Source organism: Paraburkholderia ultramafica (genome assembly GCF_902859915.1).
Taxonomy (GTDB): Bacteria; Pseudomonadota; Gammaproteobacteria; order Burkholderiales; family Burkholderiaceae; genus Paraburkholderia; species Paraburkholderia ultramafica.
In genome coordinates, this window is the sequence record NZ_CADIKK010000007.1 from 196726 (window position 1) to 218386 (window position 21661).

21 protein-coding genes are annotated in these 21661 nt (G+C 64.4%); 17 read left to right on the forward strand and 4 right to left on the reverse strand.

Features of this window, described 5'->3' with window-relative positions; all coding sequences use genetic code 11:
- Positions 1-95: 95 nt before the first annotated feature.
- From HV744_RS10105 to ftsB, 6 genes are all read left to right on the forward strand, one after another.
- The gene (locus HV744_RS10105; RefSeq protein WP_175149368.1) at positions 96-2759 is read left to right on the forward strand and encodes a DNA internalization-related competence protein ComEC/Rec2; all 2664 of its coding nucleotides are present in this window, start codon (positions 96-98) and stop codon (positions 2757-2759) included.
- Between the two features lie 144 nt (positions 2760-2903).
- Positions 2904-3707: an alpha/beta fold hydrolase gene (locus tag HV744_RS10110; RefSeq protein WP_175149369.1), complete on the forward strand. Its 804-nt coding sequence runs from the start codon at positions 2904-2906 to the stop codon at positions 3705-3707.
- A 147-nt stretch (positions 3708-3854) separates the two neighbouring features.
- Positions 3855-5528 carry a CTP synthase gene (gene pyrG, locus HV744_RS10115; RefSeq protein WP_175149370.1) on the forward strand — a complete coding sequence of 558 codons (1674 nt, stop codon included), beginning with the start codon at positions 3855-3857 and terminating at the stop codon, positions 5526-5528.
- Positions 5525-6379 (forward strand): 3-deoxy-8-phosphooctulonate synthase, encoded by an 855-nt coding sequence (gene kdsA, locus HV744_RS10120; protein WP_175149371.1) that lies wholly within the window; start codon positions 5525-5527, stop codon positions 6377-6379. Before pyrG ends, kdsA begins: the two co-directional genes overlap by 4 nt.
- 224 nt (positions 6380-6603) lie before the next feature.
- A complete protein-coding gene (eno, locus tag HV744_RS10125; protein ID WP_012433549.1) occupies positions 6604-7887 on the forward strand; it encodes a phosphopyruvate hydratase in 1284 nt (427 codons plus the stop codon).
- A 116-nt stretch (positions 7888-8003) separates the two neighbouring features.
- Positions 8004-8435 carry a cell division protein FtsB gene (gene ftsB / locus HV744_RS10130; RefSeq protein WP_175149372.1) on the forward strand — a complete coding sequence of 144 codons (432 nt, stop codon included), beginning with the start codon at positions 8004-8006 and terminating at the stop codon, positions 8433-8435.
- A gap of 74 nt (positions 8436-8509) precedes the next feature.
- Here ftsB and HV744_RS10135 read toward each other — a convergent pair whose 3' ends face one another.
- The 3 genes from HV744_RS10135 to HV744_RS10145 form a co-directional block, all read right to left on the reverse strand.
- A complete protein-coding gene (locus HV744_RS10135; protein WP_175149373.1) occupies positions 8510-8890 on the reverse strand; it encodes a hypothetical protein in 381 nt (126 codons plus the stop codon).
- 206 nt (positions 8891-9096) lie between these two features.
- Positions 9097-10047, reverse strand: coding sequence for an Hsp33 family molecular chaperone HslO (gene hslO / locus HV744_RS10140; protein WP_175149374.1), 951 nt, complete (start codon positions 10045-10047; stop codon positions 9097-9099).
- Positions 10048-10110: 63 nt separating this feature from the next.
- On the reverse strand, positions 10111-10635 hold the full coding sequence (locus HV744_RS10145; RefSeq protein WP_175149375.1) for a gamma carbonic anhydrase family protein: 525 nt from the start codon (positions 10633-10635) through the stop codon (positions 10111-10113).
- A gap of 303 nt (positions 10636-10938) precedes the next feature.
- Here HV744_RS10145 and HV744_RS10150 point away from each other — a divergent pair, with 303 nt between their 5' ends.
- The 10 genes from HV744_RS10150 (at position 10939) to HV744_RS10195 (ending at position 20099) form a co-directional block, all read left to right on the forward strand.
- Complete coding sequence (locus HV744_RS10150; RefSeq protein ID WP_175149376.1) at positions 10939-11832, forward strand: ferritin-like domain-containing protein; 894 nt, start codon at positions 10939-10941, stop codon at positions 11830-11832.
- An 81-nt stretch (positions 11833-11913) separates the two neighbouring features.
- On the forward strand, positions 11914-12798 hold the full coding sequence (locus HV744_RS10155; protein ID WP_175149377.1) for an alpha/beta fold hydrolase: 885 nt from the start codon (positions 11914-11916) through the stop codon (positions 12796-12798).
- 102 nt (positions 12799-12900) lie between these two features.
- Positions 12901-13731 carry a 3',5'-nucleoside bisphosphate phosphatase gene (locus tag HV744_RS10160; protein WP_175149378.1) on the forward strand — a complete coding sequence of 277 codons (831 nt, stop codon included), beginning with the start codon at positions 12901-12903 and terminating at the stop codon, positions 13729-13731.
- Between the two features lie 175 nt (positions 13732-13906).
- Positions 13907-14542, forward strand: a complete 636-nt coding sequence (locus HV744_RS10165) for an L-threonylcarbamoyladenylate synthase (protein ID WP_175149379.1) — start codon at positions 13907-13909, stop codon at positions 14540-14542.
- Between the two features lie 47 nt (positions 14543-14589).
- On the forward strand, positions 14590-15252 hold the full coding sequence (locus tag HV744_RS10170) for a site-2 protease family protein (protein WP_175149380.1): 663 nt from the start codon (positions 14590-14592) through the stop codon (positions 15250-15252).
- 6 nt (positions 15253-15258) lie between these two features.
- Positions 15259-16461 carry a tryptophan--tRNA ligase gene (locus HV744_RS10175; protein ID WP_175149381.1) on the forward strand — a complete coding sequence of 401 codons (1203 nt, stop codon included), beginning with the start codon at positions 15259-15261 and terminating at the stop codon, positions 16459-16461.
- A 17-nt stretch (positions 16462-16478) separates the two neighbouring features.
- On the forward strand, positions 16479-17075 hold the full coding sequence (locus HV744_RS10180; protein ID WP_175149382.1) for a class I SAM-dependent methyltransferase: 597 nt from the start codon (positions 16479-16481) through the stop codon (positions 17073-17075).
- A gap of 43 nt (positions 17076-17118) precedes the next feature.
- Positions 17119-18048, forward strand: coding sequence for a 4-hydroxy-tetrahydrodipicolinate synthase (gene dapA / locus HV744_RS10185; protein ID WP_175149383.1), 930 nt, complete (start codon positions 17119-17121; stop codon positions 18046-18048).
- 130 nt (positions 18049-18178) lie between these two features.
- Positions 18179-19318 (forward strand): outer membrane protein assembly factor BamC, encoded by a 1140-nt coding sequence (bamC, locus tag HV744_RS10190; RefSeq protein ID WP_175149384.1) that lies wholly within the window; start codon positions 18179-18181, stop codon positions 19316-19318.
- Between the two features lie 7 nt (positions 19319-19325).
- Complete coding sequence (locus HV744_RS10195; protein WP_175149385.1) at positions 19326-20099, forward strand: MBL fold metallo-hydrolase; 774 nt, start codon at positions 19326-19328, stop codon at positions 20097-20099.
- Positions 20100-20242: 143 nt separating this feature from the next.
- On the opposite strand, the gene HV744_RS10200 is transcribed toward HV744_RS10195, so the two are convergent.
- Positions 20243-20941, reverse strand: a complete 699-nt coding sequence (locus tag HV744_RS10200; RefSeq protein ID WP_175149386.1) for a Bax inhibitor-1/YccA family protein — start codon at positions 20939-20941, stop codon at positions 20243-20245.
- A gap of 287 nt (positions 20942-21228) precedes the next feature.
- Between HV744_RS10200 and ndk the strand changes: the two genes are divergently transcribed.
- Positions 21229-21654, forward strand: a complete 426-nt coding sequence (ndk, locus tag HV744_RS10205) for a nucleoside-diphosphate kinase (protein WP_042322811.1) — start codon at positions 21229-21231, stop codon at positions 21652-21654.
- Positions 21655-21661: the final 7 nt, after the last annotated feature.

Sequence of the window (21661 nt, forward strand, 5' to 3'; positions counted from 1 at the left end):
AGTGGTTCGCGCCGGGCGAAACCCACGCCCGGCGGGCTTGCTGACGCCTGTTTGCCGGGTGTTGCGTGGTTCGGCGCTTGCTGGACGGAGGGCGAATGCGGGCAGGGTGGTGCGGGTTTGCGTTGGGCGTGATCTGGCTGCAAAGTCAGGCGGCGTTGCCGGAGTGGGTCGGGTGGTGCGGATTGGTGGCGCTTGGGTTGGCGGCGGTTGTTGTGGCGGTTTGGGGGTTGCGTGGTGGGACGGGCCTCAGCCAGTTACGGATCAAGCCGCGTTTGCGGTTGTTCGCCGGCTGGAGTGCGGTGTGGTGCGCAGCGGTGTGCGTGGGCTTCGGCTATGCGGCGGTGCGCGCGGAAATGCGCCTCGCGGCGAGCTTGCCGCACGCGTGGGAAGGCCGTGATCTCGATGTCGTCGGCAGCATCAAGGGCTTGCCGTCACGGGACGAAAACGGCACGCGTTTCCTGTTCGAAGTTGATGCGGCCGACGCGCCGGTTGCCGCGCCGGTTGCCGCGCCCGTCGCCAATTTCCCGTGCGTGATTCAACTTTCGTGGATCGCCGACGACGCCCCGGCGCCGCCGCTCGAACCGGGCGAGCGCTGGCGCCTGACCGTGCGGCTCAAACGGCCGCATGGCAACGCGAACTTCGGCGTGCGCGATGCCGAAGCGAACCTGCTGGCGCGCAACGTGCGGGCGACCGGCTACGTGAGTGCGCCTGCCCACGCCGTGCGCTTGCCGGGACGGGCGCGCGGCCTGAGCGTAATCGTGGACCGCTGGCGCGCCGCGCTGCGCGCACGGATCGATGCGGTGCTCGCCGATGCTCCGCATCGCGGGATCGTCGTGGCGTTGGCCATCGGCGCGCAGGACGAAGTCAGCGCTGCCGACTGGCTGCTGATGCGCGGCACCGGCACGAGTCATCTGGTGGCGATTTCGGGCTTGCATATCGGCTTCGTCGCGGGCCTGGCCGGCTGGCTCGCGGGCGCGGTGTGGCGGCGTTCCGCGTGGATCGGCCGCAACTGGCCGCTGCGGCTGCCTGCGCAAATCGTCGCGGTGACGGGCGGCGCCGGGTTCGCCGCGCTGCATGCCACGCTGGCCGGCTTCAATGTGCCGGCGCAACGCGCGCTGTGGATGGCGGGTGTCGTCGCGCTGGCGTTTGTCAGCGGGCGCAATCTCGCGCGCTCGGCGGTGCTGGCGTGGGCGCTGGGACTCGTGCTGCTGATCGATCCGTGGGCGGTGGTGTCGGCGGGGTTCTGGCTGTCGTTCTGCGCGGTGGCGGCGATTCTGTTCGCGGTGTCGGGGCGGCCCCGATTGCGGGATCGGCGGCAACCCGGCGATGACGATGACGACAGCGACGGCAACAGCGACGGCAACGGAGAGGGCGAGGGCAACGGTAACGGTAACAGTGGGGGCGAGAGCAAGAGCAAGGGTGGCAACGCACCGGGCAAATTTCCGGGTCTGCGCGCCGCTCCAGGTCGGCGCATGCGCTCATTCGGCGAACGACTGCATAGCGCCGCCCACGTGCAGATCGCGGTGACGCTCGCGCTCGCGCCACTGACCGTCTACTGGTTCGCGCAGATTCCACTGATCGGTCCGCTGGCGAATGCGTTCGCGATTCCATGGGTGAGCCTGCTGGTCACGCCGGCCGTGCTGGCAGGCGTCGCATTGCCCGCGCCGTTCGATGCCTGGGCATTCCACACCGCGCATGCGTTGCTCGATCTGCTTGCCGCGGGCTTGCACAGGTTATCCGGGCCTGGCTGGGCGCTCTGGTGGCTGCCGCAACCGGATGCGTGGGCGCTGGCAGCGGCGGCGCTCGGCGTGTTCTGGTGTCTCGCGCCGCGTGGCTGGCCGCTGCGCTGGGCCGCGCCGCTCACGTGGTTGCCGCTCCTGATGCCGGCCTCGCCCGGGCCGCCGTCCGGCAGTTTCCGTCTGACGGCGCTGGATGTCGGTCAAGGCACGTCGGTGCTGGTCGAAACGGCGCATCACGCATTGCTGTTCGATGCCGGGCCGGGACCGGAATCGACCCATGCGGGCGAGCGGGTGGTCGTGCCGTTCTTACAGGCGCATGGCGTGACGGCGCTCGACACGCTGATTGTCAGTCATGCCGATTCCGATCATTCGGGCGGTGCGCCCGCCGTGTTCGAAGCGATCGAAGTTCATCAGATGCTGGCCGCGCTGGCGCCGGACAACGCGCTGTGGTCGAGCGCGAGGCAACACGGCGCGGCTACGCTGCCATGCGCGGCGGGGCAGCGTTGGCAGTGGGACGGCGTCGAGTTTGCGATGCTGTGGCCGGATGCCGGACCGCTGCAAGGCAAATCGAATGCGCATTGCTGCGTGTTGCGGGTCAGCACGTTGCCAACCGCCGCGAGCCTCGCTGCGGGACGCATTCAAACGGCACCGCCGCGCGTCGCCGCGTTGCTGACCGCGGACATCGAGGCACCCACCGAACGCGTGCTGCTCGCGCGCGATCGCGGCGCGTTGCGCGCGCAGGTGCTGGTCGTGCCGCATCACGGCAGCAAGAGCTCGTCGACCGAGCCGTTCCTCGACTCTATCGATCCGTCCATCGCGTTATTTCAGGTAGGCTATCGCAACCGCTTTCATCATCCGGATGCGGGGGTGTTCGAGCGCTACAACGCGCGCCATATTGAGCTCGGACGCAGCGATACGGACGGCGCGATGCGCGTCGAGGCGAGCCCGGATACGCAAGGCGCGGCGCTGACGCTCGAACGCTATCGCGAAACGCAGCGGCGCTACTGGATGGATCGCTGATGGCTGGATCGATGAACCGCCGGCCGCACAGTTAGAAGAAATGCGTCGCCGGGCCACAGTCGCTGCACGAGGGCATACAGGCAGCGCTCACGAAAAAATGCACGCGAAAGCCCGCACGCAAAAACAGAACGGAGATAGCCGCAGTTGAAAAACATCATTCATTTCTCGCACGCGAACGGCTTCCCGGCGTCGACCTACCGGACGATCTTCGCCGAACTCGCCGACGACTATGAACTGCGCTCCATCGAGCGGATCGGTCACGACGCGTGCTTCCCGGTAACGCAGGACTGGCCGCATCTGGTCGAGCAGTTGCTCGACGACATCGGCCGCTCGTACGAGCAGCCGGTGTGGCTGGTGGGGCATTCGCTCGGCGGTTATCTGTCGCTGATGGCCGCGCTGAAGAAGCCGCAGTGGGTGAGGGGCGTGGTGATGCTCGATTCGCCGGTGATCGCCGGCTGGCGCAGCAGCATGCTGCGCGTGTCGCAATGGACCGGGCTCGACGAGCGTCTGTCGCCCGCGGCCGCCACGCGCACGCGTCGCACTCACTGGGCGAGCCGCGACGAAGCGTGGCGCCACTTTCATTCGAAGCCGGCGTTCGCGCGCTGGGACGAGCGCATGCTGTCCGACTACATCGACTTCGGCATACCGCAGACTTCGCCCGACGGCGCTCGCTCGCTGGCCTTCGACCGCCGCACCGAGTATCAGATCTACCGGACCTTGCCGCACACGCTCGGCGCCCGGCTCGCGCGTGGCGCACCGGTGCCGGTCGGGTTCATCGCCGGCACGCGCTCGAAGGAAATCCGCCAGGCTGGTCTCGACGCCACCCGCCGCGCAACCGGCGGGCATCTGGAATGGATCGAGGGCAGCCATCTTTATCCGATGGAAAAGCCGCTCGAAACCGCGCGCGCGGTGCAGCGGATGTTGCGCGAGCTGGAGCGGCGCGCTTAACGCCGCGCTGGGCGGCGGTGCATCGGGCAGAGCGCCGCGCGGTGATTGCCGCCGCCGTGGCATGCGCGCGTGCAGTTGCCGCTCGGATTTTGCTGGGTCGAGACCCTGCTTTACGGTATAATCCGTTTTTCCCGCGAGCATCCAGCGATGACCAAATATGTTTTCGTCACCGGCGGCGTAGTATCTTCCCTCGGCAAGGGTATTGCCGCCGCTTCCCTCGCCGCGATCCTCGAATCGCGCGGTCTTAAAGTCACCCTCCTCAAGCTCGATCCATACATCAACGTCGACCCCGGCACGATGAGCCCGTTCCAACACGGCGAAGTGTTCGTGACGGAAGATGGAGCAGAGACTGACCTCGACCTCGGCCACTATGAGCGCTTCATCAGCACGAAGATGCGCAAGGCCAATAACTTCACCACGGGCCAGATTTACGAATCGGTAATCCGCAAGGAACGCCGCGGCGATTATCTCGGCAAGACGGTGCAGGTCATCCCGCACATCACGAACGAAATCCAGGCGTTTATCGAACGCGGCGCAGCCTCTGCGACGTGCGGCGAGCCGGATGTCGCGATCGTCGAAGTGGGTGGTACCGTCGGCGACATCGAATCGCTGCCGTTCCTCGAGGCCGCGCGTCAGATGAGCCTGCGCATGGGCCGCAACAGCGCGTGCTTCGTGCACCTGACGCTGGTGCCCTGGGTCGCCACCGCCGGCGAACTCAAAACCAAGCCGACGCAGCACAGCGTGCAGAAGCTGCGCGAAATCGGCATCTCGCCGCATGTGCTGCTGTGCCGTGCCGACCGCCGCATTCCGGACGACGAGCGCGCGAAGATCTCGATGTTCTCCAACGTGCCCGAAGACGCCGTGATCTCGGTGTGGGACGTGGACAGCATCTACAAGATTCCGCAGATGCTGCACGACCAGGACCTGGACGCGATCATCTGCGAAGAGCTCAAGCTCACGCCGAAGCCCGCCGATCTGTCGATGTGGTCCGACCTCGTCGAGAAGCTCCAGCATCCGAAGCACGAAGTGACGATCGGCATGGTCGGCAAGTATGTCGATCTGACCGAGTCGTACAAGTCGCTGATCGAAGCGCTGCGCCATGCGTCGATGCATACGGCCACCCGCGTCAACATCGAATACATCGATTCGGAAGAAGTCGAGACGCACGGCGTCGACAGCCTGCGGCATCTCGATGCCGTGCTCGTGCCGGGCGGCTTCGGCCGGCGCGGCACCGAAGGCAAGATTGCCGCGATCCGCTATGCGCGTGAAGCGAAGGTGCCGTACCTGGGCATCTGCCTCGGCATGCAGCTGGCCGTGATCGAATTCGCCCGCGACGTAGTGGGCCTGAAGGACGCGAACAGCACCGAGTTCGATCAGGAAACCGAAAACCGCGTGGTCGCGCTGATCACCGAGTGGTACGACCGCGAAGGCCGCGTCGAAAAGCGTACGGAAGAATCGGATCTGGGCGGCACGATGCGCCTCGGTTCGCAACGTTGCCCGATCAAGCCCGGCACGATGGCCGAAGAGATCTACGGCAAGGATGTGAACGAGCGCCATCGCCACCGTTATGAGGTCAATAACCGCTTCGTGCCCCAGCTCGAAGCCGGCGGCCTTATCATCAGCGCCCGTACCCCGAGTGAAGATCTGCCGGAAATGATGGAATTGCCGCGCAGCATGCACCCGTGGTTCGTCGGCGTGCAGTTCCACCCGGAATTCACGTCCACGCCGCGTGACGGCCATCCGCTGTTCAAGTCGTTCGTCGAAGCGGCGCTCGCGCATCAGCAGTCGCGTGCGACGAGCGAAGTCGGGGAGAAAGCATGAAACTGGGCGATTTCGAAATCGGGCTCGACAAGCCGTTTTTCCTGATCGCAGGCACCTGTGTCGTCGAATCCGAACAGATGACGATCGACACGGCCGGCCGCCTGAAGGAAATCTGCGCGAAGCTGAACATTCCGTTCATCTACAAATCGTCGTACGACAAGGCCAATCGCAGCAGCGGCAAGTCGTTCCGCGGTCTGGGCATGGACGAAGGCTTGCGCATCCTGTCGGAAGTGAAGCGTCAGCTCGGTCTGCCGGTGCTGACCGACGTTCACGCCGAGCACGAGATCGAGCAGGTCGCGTCGGTGGTCGACGTGCTGCAAACGCCCGCTTTCCTGTGCCGTCAAACCGATTTCATTCATGCGTGCGCGCGTTCGGGCAAACCGGTCAACATCAAGAAGGGCCAGTTTCTCGCACCGCACGACATGAAGAACGTGATCGACAAGGCGCGCGACGCGGCGCGTGAAGCGGGTCTGTCGGAAGATCGCTTCATGGCGTGCGAACGCGGCGTGTCGTTCGGCTATAACAATCTCGTGTCGGACATGCGTTCGCTCGCGATCATGCGCGAAACCAACGCGCCGGTCGTGTTCGACGCCACGCACTCGGTGCAGTTGCCGGGCGGCCAGGGCACGAGCTCGGGCGGTCAGCGCGAATTCGTGCCGGTGCTGGCGCGTGCCGCGGTGGCGGTGGGTGTCGCCGGCCTTTTCATGGAAACGCATCCGAATCCGGCGCAGGCCAAATCGGACGGCCCGAATGCCGTGCCGCTCAACCGCATGGCCGATCTGCTCGAGACGCTGTTGACGCTAGACCAGGCCGTCAAGCGCGCGCCGTTCCTCGAGAGCAATTTCAACTGAGTCAGGCGTTCGCCGCGTGTCACGAATGGCTTGCATAATGGACACAATCATCGGCGCGCGGCGAATGCACGCAATGGTCGTCGAACGTATCGGCGCGCAAGTTGTCTGTCGCGGAGGCCGGTGCTCTGCATGAGACCGGAATAAACGCTAAAGCGCTAACTCCGGATCGACACGCCGGGTACAGTGTCACGGTAAAGAATTCAACGTCATTTCTTGAGGAAACCATGAGTGCTATCGTAGATATCATCGGTCGAGAGATTCTCGATTCGCGAGGCAACCCCACCGTCGAATGCGACGTGCTGCTCGAGTCGGGCACGATGGGCCGCGCGGCGGTGCCGTCGGGCGCGTCGACGGGTTCGCGTGAAGCAATCGAACTGCGCGATGGCGAAACCGGCCGTTACGGCGGCAAGGGTGTGCTGAAAGCTGTCGAGCACATCAATACTGAGATCTCCGAAGCGATCATGGGCCTCGACGCTTCCGAGCAGGCCTTCCTCGACAAGACCCTGCTGGAACTCGACGGCACCGACAACAAGTCGCGCCTTGGCGCGAACGCGATGCTGGCCGTGTCGATGGCCGTCGCGAAGGCTGCCGCTGAAGAAGCCGGCCTGCCGCTGTACCGCTACTTCGGCGGCTCGGGCGCCATGCAACTGCCGGTGCCGATGATGAACATCGTCAACGGCGGCGCGCATGCGAACAACAGCCTGGACATCCAGGAATTCATGATCGTGCCAGTCAGCCAGCCGACCTTCCGCGAAGCGCTGCGCTGCGGCGCCGAAGTGTTCCACGCGCTGAAGAAGATCCTGTCGGATCGCGGCATGAGCACGGCAGTGGGCGACGAAGGCGGCTTCGCGCCGAACTTCGGCAGCAACGACGAATGCCTGTCGACCATCCTGCAAGCAATCGAGAAAGCAGGCTACCGCGCCGGTGAAGACGTGCTGCTCGCGCTCGACTGCGCGGCCAGCGAGTTCTACCACGACGGCAAGTACCAGCTGGCGGGCGAAGGTCTGCAACTGTCGTCGACGGAATTCGCGGACTACCTGGCGAACCTCGCCGACAAGTTTCCGATCGTGTCGATCGAAGATGGCATGCACGAAAGCGACTGGGCAGGCTGGAAGACGCTGACCGACAAGCTCGGCAAGAAGGTCCAGCTGGTCGGCGACGACCTGTTCGTCACCAACACGCGCATCCTGAAGGAAGGCATCGAGAAGGGCATCGCGAACTCGATCCTGATCAAGATCAACCAGATCGGCACGCTGACGGAAACCTTCGCGGCAATCGAAATGGCCAAGCGCGCTGGCTACACGGCTGTGATCTCGCACCGTTCGGGCGAAACCGAAGACTCGACGATTGCGGATATCGCGGTCGGCCTGAACGCCGGTCAGATCAAGACGGGTTCGCTGTCGCGTTCGGACCGCATCTCGAAGTACAACCAGTTGCTGCGCATCGAAGAAGATCTCGGTGATATCGCCAGCTACCCGGGCAAGTCGGCGTTCTACAATCTGCGCTAAGGCCATTTGTGGCCATGTTGCTGGCGCTGACCGATGAGCCGGTTCTCATTCGTTTCTGATTGACCTCGCCGCCCTGCGTATAGCGCAGGGCGGCGCGTATTTATTGCGCTTACTTCATGCGGCTTGTCACTGCTGTCCTGATCGTTCTGCTGGCGTTGATCCAGTACCCGCTCTGGTGGGGCCATGGTGGCTGGTTGCGCGTGCACGAGTTGCAGCAGCAACTGGCGCAGCAAGTGCAGAAGAACGCCGATTCGAAGTTGCGCAACGAGCGTATTCAGGGCGAAGTGCAGGACTTGCAGAACGGCACCGCCGCGGTCGAGGAGAGGGCGCGCTACGAAATGGGCATGGTCAAGGACGCTGAAGTGTTCGTGCAGTTCGTGTCGCCGAATGCACCGTTGCCGACGGCGAACGCGCCTTCGGTGACCACCTCGACGCGCGGTGAGGTGTCGGCCGCGCCGCTGCATGTGGTGCCGAATCCGGAGTCGCGTGCGAAGCCGGATCGCAAGCACGGCGGTAAGGCTGCGAAGGACAACAAGACGACGCATTGAGCTTTGCCGGTTGGCGTTGACTCGATTCGAAGGATGCAGAAAAGGCGCGTCTTGAGCTGCATCCTCTCTCTGGCCTACCAGCCCCAGGTCGGGCCGAAACCGACGCCGATACCCGTCCCCCAACCACGTCCCCAGCCACCGGTGGAATAGCCACCAAAGACTCTGACGGGCGGCGAGTAGTAACGTGACCATGCCTGTGCAGCGTTCTCGGCGGCAATCGACTGATCCTGCTCGAACAGGACCTGACGGTCGATCGCGTCATAGCGCGCGCGCTCTTCAGGCGTAAGCGGCGGGGCGGGATTGACCGCGCCTGACTGATCCTCTGGCAGGCGGCTCAAAATCTGCGATGGTCCCGGCGGGTTCATCGCGCAGCCAGTCAGTACTGCGCTGCTCACGACGATAGCCAGGACAACGAACGTGCGCGCATCACGCATCAACGAAACAGGGTAGTTCATGTTCGATCTCCATCGGTCGGACGCCTAAGCAAACCATGCGCAGCGTGCATCGCCAATGATTCAACGCAATGTGATCAAAGATGCCGCGCCGCCCGAGCCGGAAAGAGGGCAATGGGCAGCGCGGTAGTAACTGCCGTCGTGCGAGTGAAATGAAGCGCGGCTGCGCGGGGATGGAGCTTGCATCGGCCCCGCGCTGTCCAGCCGTTTCAATGCCGCTGGTCAGCGGCCGGCGTCACGCCTTGTGAGAGTGCGCTGGCGACAAAAAGTTGCGCTACGTCGACCGGATCGAATTCGTACCGTTGATTGCAGAATTCGCAATGGATCTCGACGTGACCGCGTTCTTCGACCACCCCGTCCACTTCTTCGCGGCCCAGCATCTTCAGCATTCCGCCGACTTTTTCACGCGAGCACGTGCACTCGAAACGCGCGGTGGCCGGTTCGAAATGCTGGACGTTTTCCTGCCAGAACAGGCGGCGGAAAACCGTTTCCGGTTCTTCCTTCAGCAACTCGTCTTGCGACAGGGTGCCGCCCAGCGTGCAGACGCGCTCCCACGTATCCGCGTCCAGCTCGCCCGGATGCGGGACGATGCCGCCGTCGCCCGGCAGCTTCTGCAGCAGCATGCCGACCGCGCGCTCGGTGTTCGCCGCGAGCCAGAGGCGCGTGTCGAGCTGCTCCGAGTGGTGCATGTAGTGCTCAAGCACTTCGGCCATCGACTTGAGCGGACCATTCACGCCCGACAGCGGCACGATACTTTGATACGGCTGCTGGCCGGGCTGCTTGTCGGCCGGGTCGAGCGTGATCACGCAGCGGCCGTGGCCGCTGGCGTTCAACAGCTCGACCATCGAGGTCGCGTCGTCGATCGTCATGCCCGCGTCGCAGGACAGCTTGGCGGTGGCGCGCATCGACAGGTCGGAGCTGCACTGGACCACCAGCATCTTGATCGGCCCGTCGCCGAAAATCTGCATGACGAGCGTGCCGTTGAACTTCAGGTTCGCCGACAGCAGCGCGCACGCGGCCATCATTTCGCCCAGAATCGTCCGCACGGGCGCCGGATAATCACGGCGCGTCAGCACTTCCTGCCACGTATTGCGCAGCGAAACGATCTCGCCGCGCACCGGCGCCGCGCTGAACATGAATTTTTGCAACTGGTCGCTCACAACTTTTCCTCGGTGGAATGACGCAGCGTGATGCCGCGCCGTGCGCGCCGCGCGCGCCGGCTGTTAGCCGATGCGTACGAGCTGCGCCTTGAAATATTCGCGACGCTCGGCATAGCTTGCCGTGCCGCGCTGCATGTTGGCGATATCCGTCTCGGTCAGTTCGCGCACCACCTTGGCGGGCGCGCCGAGAATCAGCGAATTGTCGGGAAACACCTTGCCTTCGGTGACGATGGCGCCCGCTCCGACCAGACAGTTGCGGCCGATCACCGCGCCATTCAAGACCACGGCCTGAATTCCGATCAGCGAGCCCTCCTTGATCGTGCAGCCGTGCAGCATGACCTGGTGGCCGATCGTCACATTGGGCTCGATCGTCAGTGGGAAGCCGGGGTCGGTGTGCAGCACCGCGTTTTCCTGCACATTGCTGCCGGCGCCGATGGTGATCGCCTCGTTGTCGCCGCGGATCGTGGCGCCGAACCAGACGCTCGCGTTTTCCTCGAGCGTCACATTGCCGATGATGTTCGCCGAATCCGCGACGAACACGCTTTCATGGATGGTCGGGGCGGCTTCGCCAAGCTTGTAGATCGTCACAGTGTCTCCTCTTGATCGGTCGCGGCGCACGCTGGTTGGGGCGGCGAGCCGCCCGACACGCGCCTGGCCGGAGTGTCCCGCGTCGCCGGCGCAATGAGCGCGCTGGATGGTCGAATCGAGTATTGTAAACGCTTGTGTGGTTGGGCCGCCTCGCGCGGCCGCTGGAAAGTTCGCCGGGCAGTCATTCGAGCTGGCGGCCCCATTGCTATGCTGCTGGTCCCGCCGCGGGGCTTTTCTTTTGCCGCGTTTGCCAGCGCGCCTTTTGCACCGTACTTTGCCGCTTCATTTGCCGATCCGCTTGCCATGATGTCCGCCGCTCCGTCCGCTTTACCCGCAACGTCCTTACCGAATCCCAAAGACCAGCCCGATTGTGCGCGAACCGCGGCGCTCGCCGCACTGTGCGAAAGCGATCCGGCCACCAAGGCCGCCGCGGCCCGCACGCTTTACGCCGCCGTGCTCGACGGCAGCGCCACCTGTTTAGCCGACCGCGAACTCGATGAACCTCACGACCTGCCAGGCCGTCCGGCGCAACCCGAACTGGTCGATCCGCGCCAGTTGAAGCGGCGCAGCATGCAGTCGTCGCAAGGCCGTGCGGTCCTGTTGCACGCGCTCGCGCACATCGAATTCAACGCGATCAATCTTGCGCTTGACGCCGTCTGGCGCTTCGCCGGCATGCCCGCCACGTTCTACACCGATTGGCTCAAAGTCGCCGCCGAAGAGGCCTATCACTTCTCGCTGCTGGCCGCGCGCCTCGCGCAATACGGCCATGCGTACGGCGATTTCCCGGCGCACGACGGCCTGTGGGACATGTGCGAGCGCACCCGCGGCGACGTGCTGGCGCGCATGGCGCTGGTGCCGCGCACGCTCGAAGCACGCGGCCTCGACGCTTCGCCGCCGATCCGCGCGCGCCTGCAACAGGCGGGCGACCACGCGTCCGCGGCGATTCTGGACGTTATCCTGCGCGATGAAATCGGCCATGTGCTGATCGGCAATCGCTGGTTCCGCCATTTGTGCGACGCGAGCGGCCTCGACCCGCACGAGACTTACACGCGCCTCGCCGATCAGTATCACGCACCGAAATTACGTGGTCCGTTCAATTTCGAGGCGCGCCGCGACGCCGGTTTCGACGAGGCGGAACTCGCTGCGCTGGCGAATCTCGACGCGCAGCCGCCGGTCCCGCCGGCTGCGAACGGCTGAGCGCTTTTTCGATAATCCGCCCCCGTATCGCCCAGCTATCCCTATAATCGAACGACCATTCTTTTTTTGAGCGTGCCGTTCATGAATACTTCCCGGTCTGAGTTTGTTGCCGTGCGTGGCATCCGCCTGCACGTGCGGCGTTGGGGCAACCCCGATGCGTCCATGCTGTTCATGCTGCACGGCTGGATGGACGTGGCCGCGTCGTTCCAGTTCGTGGTCGATGCGTTGGCCGGCGACTGGCAGGTGATCGCGCCGGACATGCGCGGCTTCGGTCTGTCGGACTGGCCGGTGGCCGAGCGCGGCGGCGGCAACTACTGGATTCAGGACTATCTGGCCGATCTCGACGCGCTGCTCGATCACTACGCGCCGACCGGCGAGGTGAATCTGGTCGGTCACAGCATGGGTGCGAACATCGCCTGCCTGTATGCGGGCGTACGGGCGGAGCGGGTGCGGCGGGTGGTCGATCTGGAGGGCTTCGGTCTCGCGCCGTCGCACTCGGCGCAGGCACCCAAACGCCTGCGCAACTGGCTCGACGAGTTGCGCGATCCGCCGCAACTGAAGCGCTACGCGTCGCTCGACGACGTCGCCGCCCGCCTGATCAAGACCAATCCGCGCCTCGATCCGCAGCGCGCGCAGTTTCTCGCACAGCACTGGTCGAAGCCGGACGGCGAAGGGCGCTTCATGCTGCTCGCCGATCCGGCGCACAAGCTGCGCGGCCCGTCGCTGTACCGCCTCGACGAAGTGATGGCGGTGTGGCGCAAGACGAGCGCGAAAGTGCTGCACGTCGAGGCTGCCAACTCGCCGACGCTCGCGCAGATCGCCGGCGAAATTCCGCTCGACGAATTCAAGGCGCGTTTTCAGGCGTTCCCGAACTGGCGCGAGAAGATCATCGACGAAGCGGGGCACATGGTGCACCACGACCAACCGGAGCAGGTGGCTGCGTTGATCGAGGGGTTTTGCGCCTGAACGCTTCACATATCGGGAAGGATGAGGCCGCTGGCGTGAGATAGCTCTGCGGCCGCGTACTGCGTTGCAGTAAAATGGTCGCAGAACCTTTTCAAGACTACGATGAACGCCGATCTTCACTGTCACTCCACCGTTTCCGACGGCCAGTTCGCGCCGGCCGACGTCGCGCGCCGCGCGCATGCGGGCGGCGTGACGTTATGGGCGCTCACCGACCACGACGAAGTGGGCGGTCAGCAGGAGGCGCGCAGCGCCGCCGAGGCGCTCGGCATGGGCTACGTGGGCGGCGTCGAAATTTCGGTGACGTGGGCTTCGCGCACCGTGCACATCGTCGGGCTCGGCATCGATCCTGCCAGTTCGATCCTGATCGACGGTCTCGCGCGCACCCGTGACGGCCGCGCCGCGCGCGCCGAAGCGATCGGCGAGCAACTGGCGACGCTCGGCATGCCGGACGCGTATCAGGGCGCGCTCAAGTACGTGTCGAACCCGGACATGATTTCGCGTACGCATTTCGCGCGCTTCATGGTCGAGAACGGCTACGCCAGTTCCACACAAGACGTGTTCAATCGCTATCTCGGCGACGGCAAACCGGGCTATGTAGCGCACCGCTGGGCCAAACTGGCCGACGCGGTCGGCTGGATTCAGGCCGCCGGCGGTGAGGCGATCATCGCGCATCCGGGCCGTTACGCGTACTCGCCGGTCGAGTTCGACGCGTTTTTCGCTGAGTTCATCGATCTCGGCGGCAAGGCGATCGAAGTGGTGACCGGCAGCCACACACCCGATCAATACCGCGAATACGCGGATGTGGCGCGCCGTTTCGGTTTCGAGGCATCGCGCGGGTCCGACTTCCACGCAGCCGGCGAAGGCCGCATCGACCTCGGCACGCTACCGCAGCTGCCCTCCGATCTCAAGCCCGTCTGGGAACGCTGGCTGTGATCGCGCGCCGTGCCATGACGGCACGTCACGCGCGAAAGCGGGCCGGGCGCGGCGCATGTTCGCGTCCGATCTTCCGGCCGCCGGCCATCCGCTGTTCAATCGCAGTTCGCCCGCCGTTCATTCGCGGCTCATTCGCCGCTCACTCGCCGCTCACTGATAGCCATCGTTAGTCACCATGTCCCAATACTTTCGGCTTCATCCTGACAACCCGCAGCCGCGCCTCGTCAAGCAGGCCGTGCAGATCATCAAGGACGGCGGCGTGGTCGCGCTGCCCACGGACTCGAGCTATGCGCTCGCCTGCCAGCTCGACGACAAGGACGCGGCCGAACGCCTGCGGCGGATTCGCGGCCTCGACGACAAGCAGCTGCTGTCGTTGCTGGTGCGCGATCTGTCGGAACTGGCGAACTTCGCGATGGTGGACAACCGGCAGTATCGATTGATCAAATCGGTGACGCCGGGCCCGTATGTTTTCGTGTTGCAGGCCACCAGGGAAGTGCCGCGGCGCCTGTCGCATCCGTCGCGCAAGACCATCGGTCTGCGGGTGCCGGATCACGCGATCACGCTGGCGATTCTCGAGGAACTCGGCCAGCCGCTGCTCGGCTCGACGCTGATCATGCCGGGCGAAAGCCGGCCGCTGAACGACCCGGAAGAAATCCGCGAGCGGCTGGAGAAGCAACTGGATCTGGTGATCGACGGCGGCGCCTGCGTATGCGAGCCGTCGACCGTGATCGATCTGACCGGCGCGGAGCCGGTGCTGGTGCGGGCAGGGCGCGGTTCTCTCGCGCCTTTCGGTCTCGAAGAGACGGCATGAGCGAAAGCGGACAGACGCACGCAATCGCGTTGTTACAATAGTGAGTTATGGATTCTTCCCTGATACAAACCATTGCGGTATACGCGTTGCCGGTCATTTTCGCGATCACGCTGCACGAAGCCGCGCATGGCTACGTCGCGCGCTGGCTCGGCGACAACACCGCTTACGTGCTCGGCCGCGTTTCGATCAATCCGATGCGGCACATCGATCCGCTCGGCACGATCGCGATTCCGTTGCTGCTGTACTTCGCCACCAGCGGCGCGTTCATGTTCGGTTATGCGAAGCCGGTGCCGGTCGCCTTCGGCAACCTGCGCAATCCGCGCTGGGGCAGCCTCTGGGTCGCGGCGGCGGGCCCCGCGTGCAATTTCGTCCAGGCGCTGATCTGGGGGGTGTTCGGCGTCGCGCTGGCGGTGCTCAATGTCGACGAACCGTTCTTCACGCGCATGGCGGGCGCGGGCGTCGGCGTGAACCTAGTGCTCGGCGTGCTGAATCTGTTTCCGTTGCCGCCGCTCGACGGCGGCCGCGTGTTGATGGCGCTGCTGCCGCCGCGGCAATCGATTGCGCTGTCGCGTCTCGAACCGTACGGCTTTTTCATCGTGATGGCGCTGGTCATGACCGGCACGCTGTCGCGCTACTGGCTGAATCCGCTCGTCACGCTCGGCTACGGTGCGATTACCGCAATCCTGACTCCACTTGTTTCGCTTTTCTAAATAATCATGTTCCCAGACCGTATCTTCTCCGGCATGCGGCCCACCGGGTCGCTGCACCTCGGCCACTATCACGGCGTGCTGAAAAACTGGGTGCGGCTGCAGTCCGAATACCCGTGCTTCTTCTGCGTGGTCGACTGGCACGCGCTGACGACGCACTACGAAACGCCCGAAGTGATCGAAAAGAACGTGTGGGACGTGCTGATCGACTGGCTCGCGTCCGGCATCGATCCGGCGCAGGCGACGCTGTTCATCCAGAGCAAGGTGCCCGAGCATGCGGAACTGGCGCTGCTGCTCGGCATGAGCACGCCGCTCGGCTGGCTCGAGCGCGTGCCGACCTACAAGGAGCAGCAGGAAAAGCTGAAGGACAAGGACCTGTCCACCTACGGCTTTCTCGGCTACCCGGTGCTGATGGCGGCGGACATTCTGCTGTATCGCGGCTCGCTCGTGCCGGTCGGTGAAGACCAGGTGCCGCACGTCGAAATGACGCGTGAAATCGCGCGCCGTTTCAACTACCTGTATGGCCGCGAACCGGGCTTCGAAGAGAAGGCCAACGAAGCCGCGAAGAAGCTTGGCGGCAAGCGCTCCAAGCTGTATCACGAGCTGCGCAACGCCTATCAGCAGGAAGGCGACGATGAAGCGCTCGAGCAGGCGCGCGCGATGTTGCAGGAATCGCAGAGCCTGTCGATGAGCGATCGCGAGCGTCTGTTCGGCTACCTCGAAGGTTCGCGCAAGATCATTCTGGTCGAGCCGCAGGCGATGCTGACCGAAGCGTCGCGCATGCCGGGTCTCGACGGCCAGAAGATGTCGAAGTCGTACGGCAACACGATCGGCCTGCGTGAAGACGCGGCAACCATCACGAAGAAAGTCCGCACCATGCCGACCGATCCGGCCCGCGTGCGCCGCACCGATCCGGGCGATCCGGACAAGTGCCCGGTGTGGCAGCTGCACCAGGTCTACACCGACGAAGCCACCCACGAGTGGGTGCAGAAGGGTTGCCGCTCGGCGGGCATTGGTTGCCTCGACTGCAAGCAGCCGGTGATCGAAGGCATCCTGCGCGAACAGCAGCCAATGCTCGAGCGCGCGCAGAAGTACATGGACGATCCGTCGCTGCTGCGCGCGATCGTCGCCGACGGCTGCGACAAGGCCCGCAAGTTCGCCACGGAAACGATGCGCGACGTCCGCGAGGCCATGGGCCTGTCGTACAACTGAGCGGCGACGCCGAAGCGATGAGCACGCCTGCCGCCCTCCATGGATTGGGTGAGCCGTCGCGCTGGGTGCGCCATTGGGCACATCTGGTCGCGGCCGGCGGCGCGGTCCTCGACGTCGCGTCGGGGGCGGGGCGGCATGCGCGTTTCTTCGCGTCGCTGGGGCACCCGGTGACCGCGATCGACCGCGATGCAGCCGCGCTCGGCACGCTGCGCGACGAGCCGCTCATCGCCCCGCTTGCGGCCGATCTCGAAGGCGCCGCGTGGCCGCTATCCGGCGATGCGAAATTCGCCGCCGTCGTGGTGACGAACTATTTGCACCGCCCGCTGTTTCCGCAGCTGCTGCACTCGCTCGCACCCGGCGGCGTACTGGTTTACGAGACCTTCGCGCAAGGAAACGAAAGCGTCGGCAAGCCCTCTAATCCGGCGTTTCTGCTGGCGCCCGGCGAGCTTCTCGACCGGGTGCGGGGCCAGCTCCGGGTCGTCGCGTTTCAGGACGGTTTTCTCGCGCAGCCGCGCCCGGCTTACGTCCAGCGGATCTGCGCAATTCTGGAGGCGGAGCGCTCAGACGACCCCGCGCAGGCGGCACCCCCGCCTTGTTACGAGTTGGCTGGCTAATCCGCTACAATCGCGGTTTACCTGATCAAATTCATGGCGTTTCATGACTAACGGCAACCAAAGCGGCAATCGCAGCACCAGCAACGACGGCGTTCAGATTCGCGGCAGCATTCCTGCCATCATCACCCCGATGTTCGAAGACGGCAGTCTCGATCTGCCGGCGTTTCGCAAACTGATCGACTGGCACGTCGCTGAAGGCACGGACGGCCTCGTCGTGGTCGGCACGAGCGGCGAGTCGGCCACGCTGTCGGTCGAAGAGCACGTGCTGATGGTCAAGACCGCGGTCGAGCACACGGCGGGCCGGATTCCGGTGATCGCGGGTTCGGGCGGCAACTCCACCACCGAGGCGATCGAACTCACGCAACAGGCGAAAGATGTCGGCGCGAACGCGTCGCTGCAGGTCGTGCCGTACTACAACAAGCCGACTCAGGAAGGCATCTATCGCCACTTCGCGAAGATCGCCGAAACCGTCGATCTGCCAGTGATCCTGTACAACGTGCCGGGCCGCACCGTTGCCGACATGAGCAACGAAACCATTCTGCGCTGCGCGCAGGTGCCGGGCATCATCGGTGTGAAAGAAGCGACCGGCAACATCGACCGCGCCGCGCATCTGATCAAGTCCGCGCCCGCGCACTTCGGCATCTACAGCGGCGACGATCCCACTGCGATCGCGCTGATGCTGCTCGGCGGCCACGGCAACATTTCGGTTACCGCCAACGTCGCGCCGCGCGCGATGAGCGAGCTGTGCAAGGCCGCGCTGGCGGCGGATGCAAAGACCGCGCGCGCGATTCATCTGAAACTCCTGTCGCTGCATAAGAACCTGTTCATCGAATCGAATCCGATTCCGGCCAAATGGGCATTGCAGCAACTGGGTCGTGTGCAGGGCGGAATCCGCCTGCCGCTTACGCCGCTCGACCCGCAATACCACGAAGTGGTGCGCGGCGCGCTGCGCGAAGCAGGCCTGCTGGACTAAGCGGATCGACCGCGGCACCCAGCAGCGCCAACGAAAGACTGCCACCGGCACTCCCTTAACCGACGTCGATCCAGCCCACGTTCCCGGCACACAGAACCAGGCACCGCGTTCCAGCATCACGAAGGACCTCATGAAACGTTCCGCACTTTCCCTCCACGCAACCCGCATGGCGGCGCTGGCGCTTGCCCTGACGACGCTCGCCGGCTGTGACACGCTGAACGACTGGTTCGCTTCCGACCGCGTCAACTACAAGGGCGCGGGCAGCGCACCGCCGCTCGCCGTTCCGGGCGATCTGAGCACCACGCCGACCGATCAGCGCTACGTCGCACCGCCGGCCAATCTGGCGTTGGGCGGCGCGACCGCGCGCAACGTCACGGCGGCCGGCAACGCGACCGAAGGCAAGCCGAATGCGCAAGACCCGCTCGGCATGCACATCGAGCGCGACGGCGATCGCCGCTGGCTGGTGGTCGACGGCCGCTCGCCGGAACAACTGTGGCCGCAGTTGCAGGAGTTCTGGCAGGAAAACGGTTTCGTTCTGAAAACGGACGCGCCGGCGACCGGCATCATGACCACCGACTGGGCTGAAAACCGCGCGAATATTCCGGACGACTGGTTCCGCCGCACGGTGGGCAAGGTGATCGACTTCGCGTATTCGTCGGGCACGCGCGACAGCTTCCGCACGCTGGTTTCGCGCGGCGCGGGCGACACCACCGACATCTCGATCACGCACAGCGCGATGGAAGAAATGCTGACGGGGCAGGACAAGACGTCGTCGCGCTGGGAAGAGCGTCCGCGCGATCCGGCGCTCGAAGCGCTGTTCCTCGCCAAGCTGATGGAGAAGTTCGGCCTGACCGAAACGCAATCGAAGCAACTGCTGACCGACGCGCGCTCGGCAGCCGCGCCGGCGACGCTCGACCAGAGCGCGGGCGCGTCGACGCTCGACTTGCAGGAATCGTTCGACCGGGCATGGCTGCGCGTGGGCCTTGCGCTCGACCGCACCAATTTCACGGTCGACAACCGCGATCGCGCGAAGGGCATCTACTACGTGCGTTACGCGGACTCGATGCAGGAACTGAAGCGCGAAGGGCTGTTCGGCAAGCTGTTCTACAGCGGCAATTCGTCGAAGAAGCCGGGTCAGGAATTCCTCGTCAATGTGCGCGCGAAGGGTGACGCCGTGACGCAGGTGGCGGTGCTCGACGCGAACGGGCAGATCGACACGTCGTCCGACGCGCAGCGCATCGTCACGCTGCTACACGCGCAACTGAACTAGGCGGACCGTGCGGTTCGCGAGTCTCGGCAGCGGCAGTGAAGGCAATGCGATGCTGGTGGAAGCGCAAAGCGGCGCGACCACCACGCGCGTGCTGCTCGACTGCGGCTTTTCGGCGAAGGAAGTCGAGCGGCGTCTGACGCGGATCGGCGCGAGCGTCGCAGGTCTCGACGCTATTCTGATCACGCATGAGCATGGCGATCACATCGGCAGCGCGCTGACGCTGGCGCGCAAGTGGTCGATTCCGTTGTACATGAGTTGGGGCACCGCCCGCGCGGTGGGCGCCGACGCAGCCGATGTCGACCTGCAGGTGCTGTGGGGCGACGAAGCGGTGGCGATCGGCGACCTCAGCATCCTCCCTTACACTGTTCCTCACGACGCCCGCGAGCCGCTGCAGTACGTGTTCTCGAATGGCGCGAGCCGGCTCGGCGTGCTGACCGATGTCGGCACCTCCACGCCGCATATCAGCGCGGTGCTGAGCGGCTGCGACGCGCTGGTGCTCGAATGCAATCACGATGTGCGGATGCTGGCCGGCAGCCGCTATCCGCCGTCGTTGAAGGCGCGCATCGGCGGCAATCATGGGCATCTGAACAACGACGCGGCGGCTGAAATTCTGGCTTCGCTCGACCGTTCGCGACTGCGCCATCTGGTTGCGGCGCATCTGAGTCAGCAGAACAACCTGCCGGAGCTGGCACAGGCCGCGATGGCCGGTGTGCTGGGCGCGGCGCCTGCCGAAGTGGTGGTCGCTTCGCAGGATGAGGGATTTGCGTGGCTAAGCGTGTGATGCTCAGTTGATCGCGGGCGCGACTGGTGCGCGCCAAGCCAAGCATGTGGCTGCACAAAGAGAAAAGCCCATAACGATTGCTCGTTACGGGCTCCTTTCTTGAAGGCGGGGCGTTTCGAGAACGCCGCGCCCCCGGGTCGGACTTAGTTGCGATTGCCGCCGAAGATGCCCAGCAGCGCAAGCAGGTTGACAAACACGTTGTACAGATCCAGGTAGATCGCGAGCGTCGCCGTGATGTAGTTCGTCTCGCCGCCGTTCACGACGCGCTGGACGTCGAACAGCATGTAGGCCGAGAAGATCACGATCGCCATCACCGAGACCGTCAGCATCAGCGCCGACAATTGCAGGAACACGTTGGCGACCGAAGCCAGCAGCAGCACGATCACGCCCATGAACAGCCACTTGCCGAGGCCGGAAAAGTCGCGCTTGCTGACCGTGGCGATGGTTGCCATCGCCGCGAAGATCACACCAGTGCCACCGAAGGCGAGCATGATCAGCGACGGGCCGTTCGAAAAACCGAGCACGAAGCTCAGGATGCGCGACAGCATCAGGCCCATGAAGAACGTGAAGCCGAGCAGCACGAATACGCCGACCGAACTGTCTTTGGTTTTCTGGATGGCGAACATAAAGCCGAAGGCGATCGCGAAGAACGCCAGCATGCTCATCGCCGGGCTGGTGGCGGCGAACAGCGAGAAGCCGGTGGCGAGGCCCACCCACGCGCCGAGCACGGTCGGAATCATGGACAGCGCCAGCAGCCAGTAGGTGTTCCGTAGCACGCGGTTACGCGTTTCGGCCGTGCTGACGGCGCCATTGCGGCCAAAGCTATACGGATGTTCGTTCATGGTCTCTCCTTACCTCAGAAGCGTGTTTCGTGATGGTGGTACCGCGGCTTGCAGCGCCGGCCGGCAACGGGTTGCCGCCAGGCGCAAAGTGTTCATCCCTAAGATGAGCGCGGAAGCGGGGAGTTTCAATACCTTGAAAATGCCCACAGAGCCTACGCTACCAGTATTTCGGAACTCCTGCCGGGAGTCTTTCAGTGCTGTAAGGGTTCAATCACAATGATACACGGGAACATGCTACAATTGCGGATTCATTTGAATCTGTAACCTCTTAATTTTTTGGAGTTTTTATGGCGATCGAACGCACCCTGTCCATTATCAAGCCGGACGCAGTGGCCAAGAACGTGATCGGCCAGATCTACACCCGTTTCGAAAACGCTGGTCTGAAGATCGTGGCATCGCGCATGGTTCACCTGTCGCGCGCCGATGCGGAAAAGTTCTACGCCGTGCACGCTGCACGTCCGTTCTTCAAGGACCTGGTCGAATTCATGATCTCGGGCCCGGTGGTCGTGCAAGCGCTGGAAGGCGAAAACGCGATCCTGAAGCACCGTGACCTGATGGGCGCAACGGACCCGAAGAAGGCAGAAAAGGGCACGATTCGCGCCGACTTCGCCGACAGCATCGACGCTAACGCGGTGCACGGTTCGGACGCGGCTGAAACGGCTGCGGTTGAAATTGCGTTCTTCTTCCCGCAAGTGAACGTCTACTCGCGCTAAGCGAGCT

Coding starts and splice junctions, on each gene's coding strand:
- HV744_RS10150 (WP_175149376.1), top strand. CDS start 10,939: ATGATGTCCGCCGCTCCGTCCGCTTTACCCGCAACGTCCTTACCGAAT.
- HV744_RS10200 (WP_175149386.1), bottom strand. CDS start 20,941: ATGAACGAACATCCGTATAGCTTTGGCCGCAATGGCGCCGTCAGCACG.
- HV744_RS10175 (WP_175149381.1), top strand. CDS start 15,259: ATGTTCCCAGACCGTATCTTCTCCGGCATGCGGCCCACCGGGTCGCTG.
- pyrG (WP_175149370.1), top strand. CDS start 3,855: ATGACCAAATATGTTTTCGTCACCGGCGGCGTAGTATCTTCCCTCGGC.
- HV744_RS10180 (WP_175149382.1), top strand. CDS start 16,479: ATGAGCACGCCTGCCGCCCTCCATGGATTGGGTGAGCCGTCGCGCTGG.
- ftsB (WP_175149372.1), top strand. CDS start 8,004: ATGCGGCTTGTCACTGCTGTCCTGATCGTTCTGCTGGCGTTGATCCAG.
- dapA (WP_175149383.1), top strand. CDS start 17,119: ATGACTAACGGCAACCAAAGCGGCAATCGCAGCACCAGCAACGACGGC.
- eno (WP_012433549.1), top strand. CDS start 6,604: ATGAGTGCTATCGTAGATATCATCGGTCGAGAGATTCTCGATTCGCGA.
- kdsA (WP_175149371.1), top strand. CDS start 5,525: ATGAAACTGGGCGATTTCGAAATCGGGCTCGACAAGCCGTTTTTCCTG.
- ndk (WP_042322811.1), top strand. CDS start 21,229: ATGGCGATCGAACGCACCCTGTCCATTATCAAGCCGGACGCAGTGGCC.
- HV744_RS10105 (WP_175149368.1), top strand. CDS start 96: ATGCGGGCAGGGTGGTGCGGGTTTGCGTTGGGCGTGATCTGGCTGCAA.
- HV744_RS10170 (WP_175149380.1), top strand. CDS start 14,590: ATGGATTCTTCCCTGATACAAACCATTGCGGTATACGCGTTGCCGGTC.
- HV744_RS10165 (WP_175149379.1), top strand. CDS start 13,907: ATGTCCCAATACTTTCGGCTTCATCCTGACAACCCGCAGCCGCGCCTC.
- HV744_RS10160 (WP_175149378.1), top strand. CDS start 12,901: ATGAACGCCGATCTTCACTGTCACTCCACCGTTTCCGACGGCCAGTTC.
- HV744_RS10135 (WP_175149373.1), bottom strand. CDS start 8,890: ATGAACTACCCTGTTTCGTTGATGCGTGATGCGCGCACGTTCGTTGTC.
- bamC (WP_175149384.1), top strand. CDS start 18,179: ATGAAACGTTCCGCACTTTCCCTCCACGCAACCCGCATGGCGGCGCTG.
- HV744_RS10155 (WP_175149377.1), top strand. CDS start 11,914: ATGAATACTTCCCGGTCTGAGTTTGTTGCCGTGCGTGGCATCCGCCTG.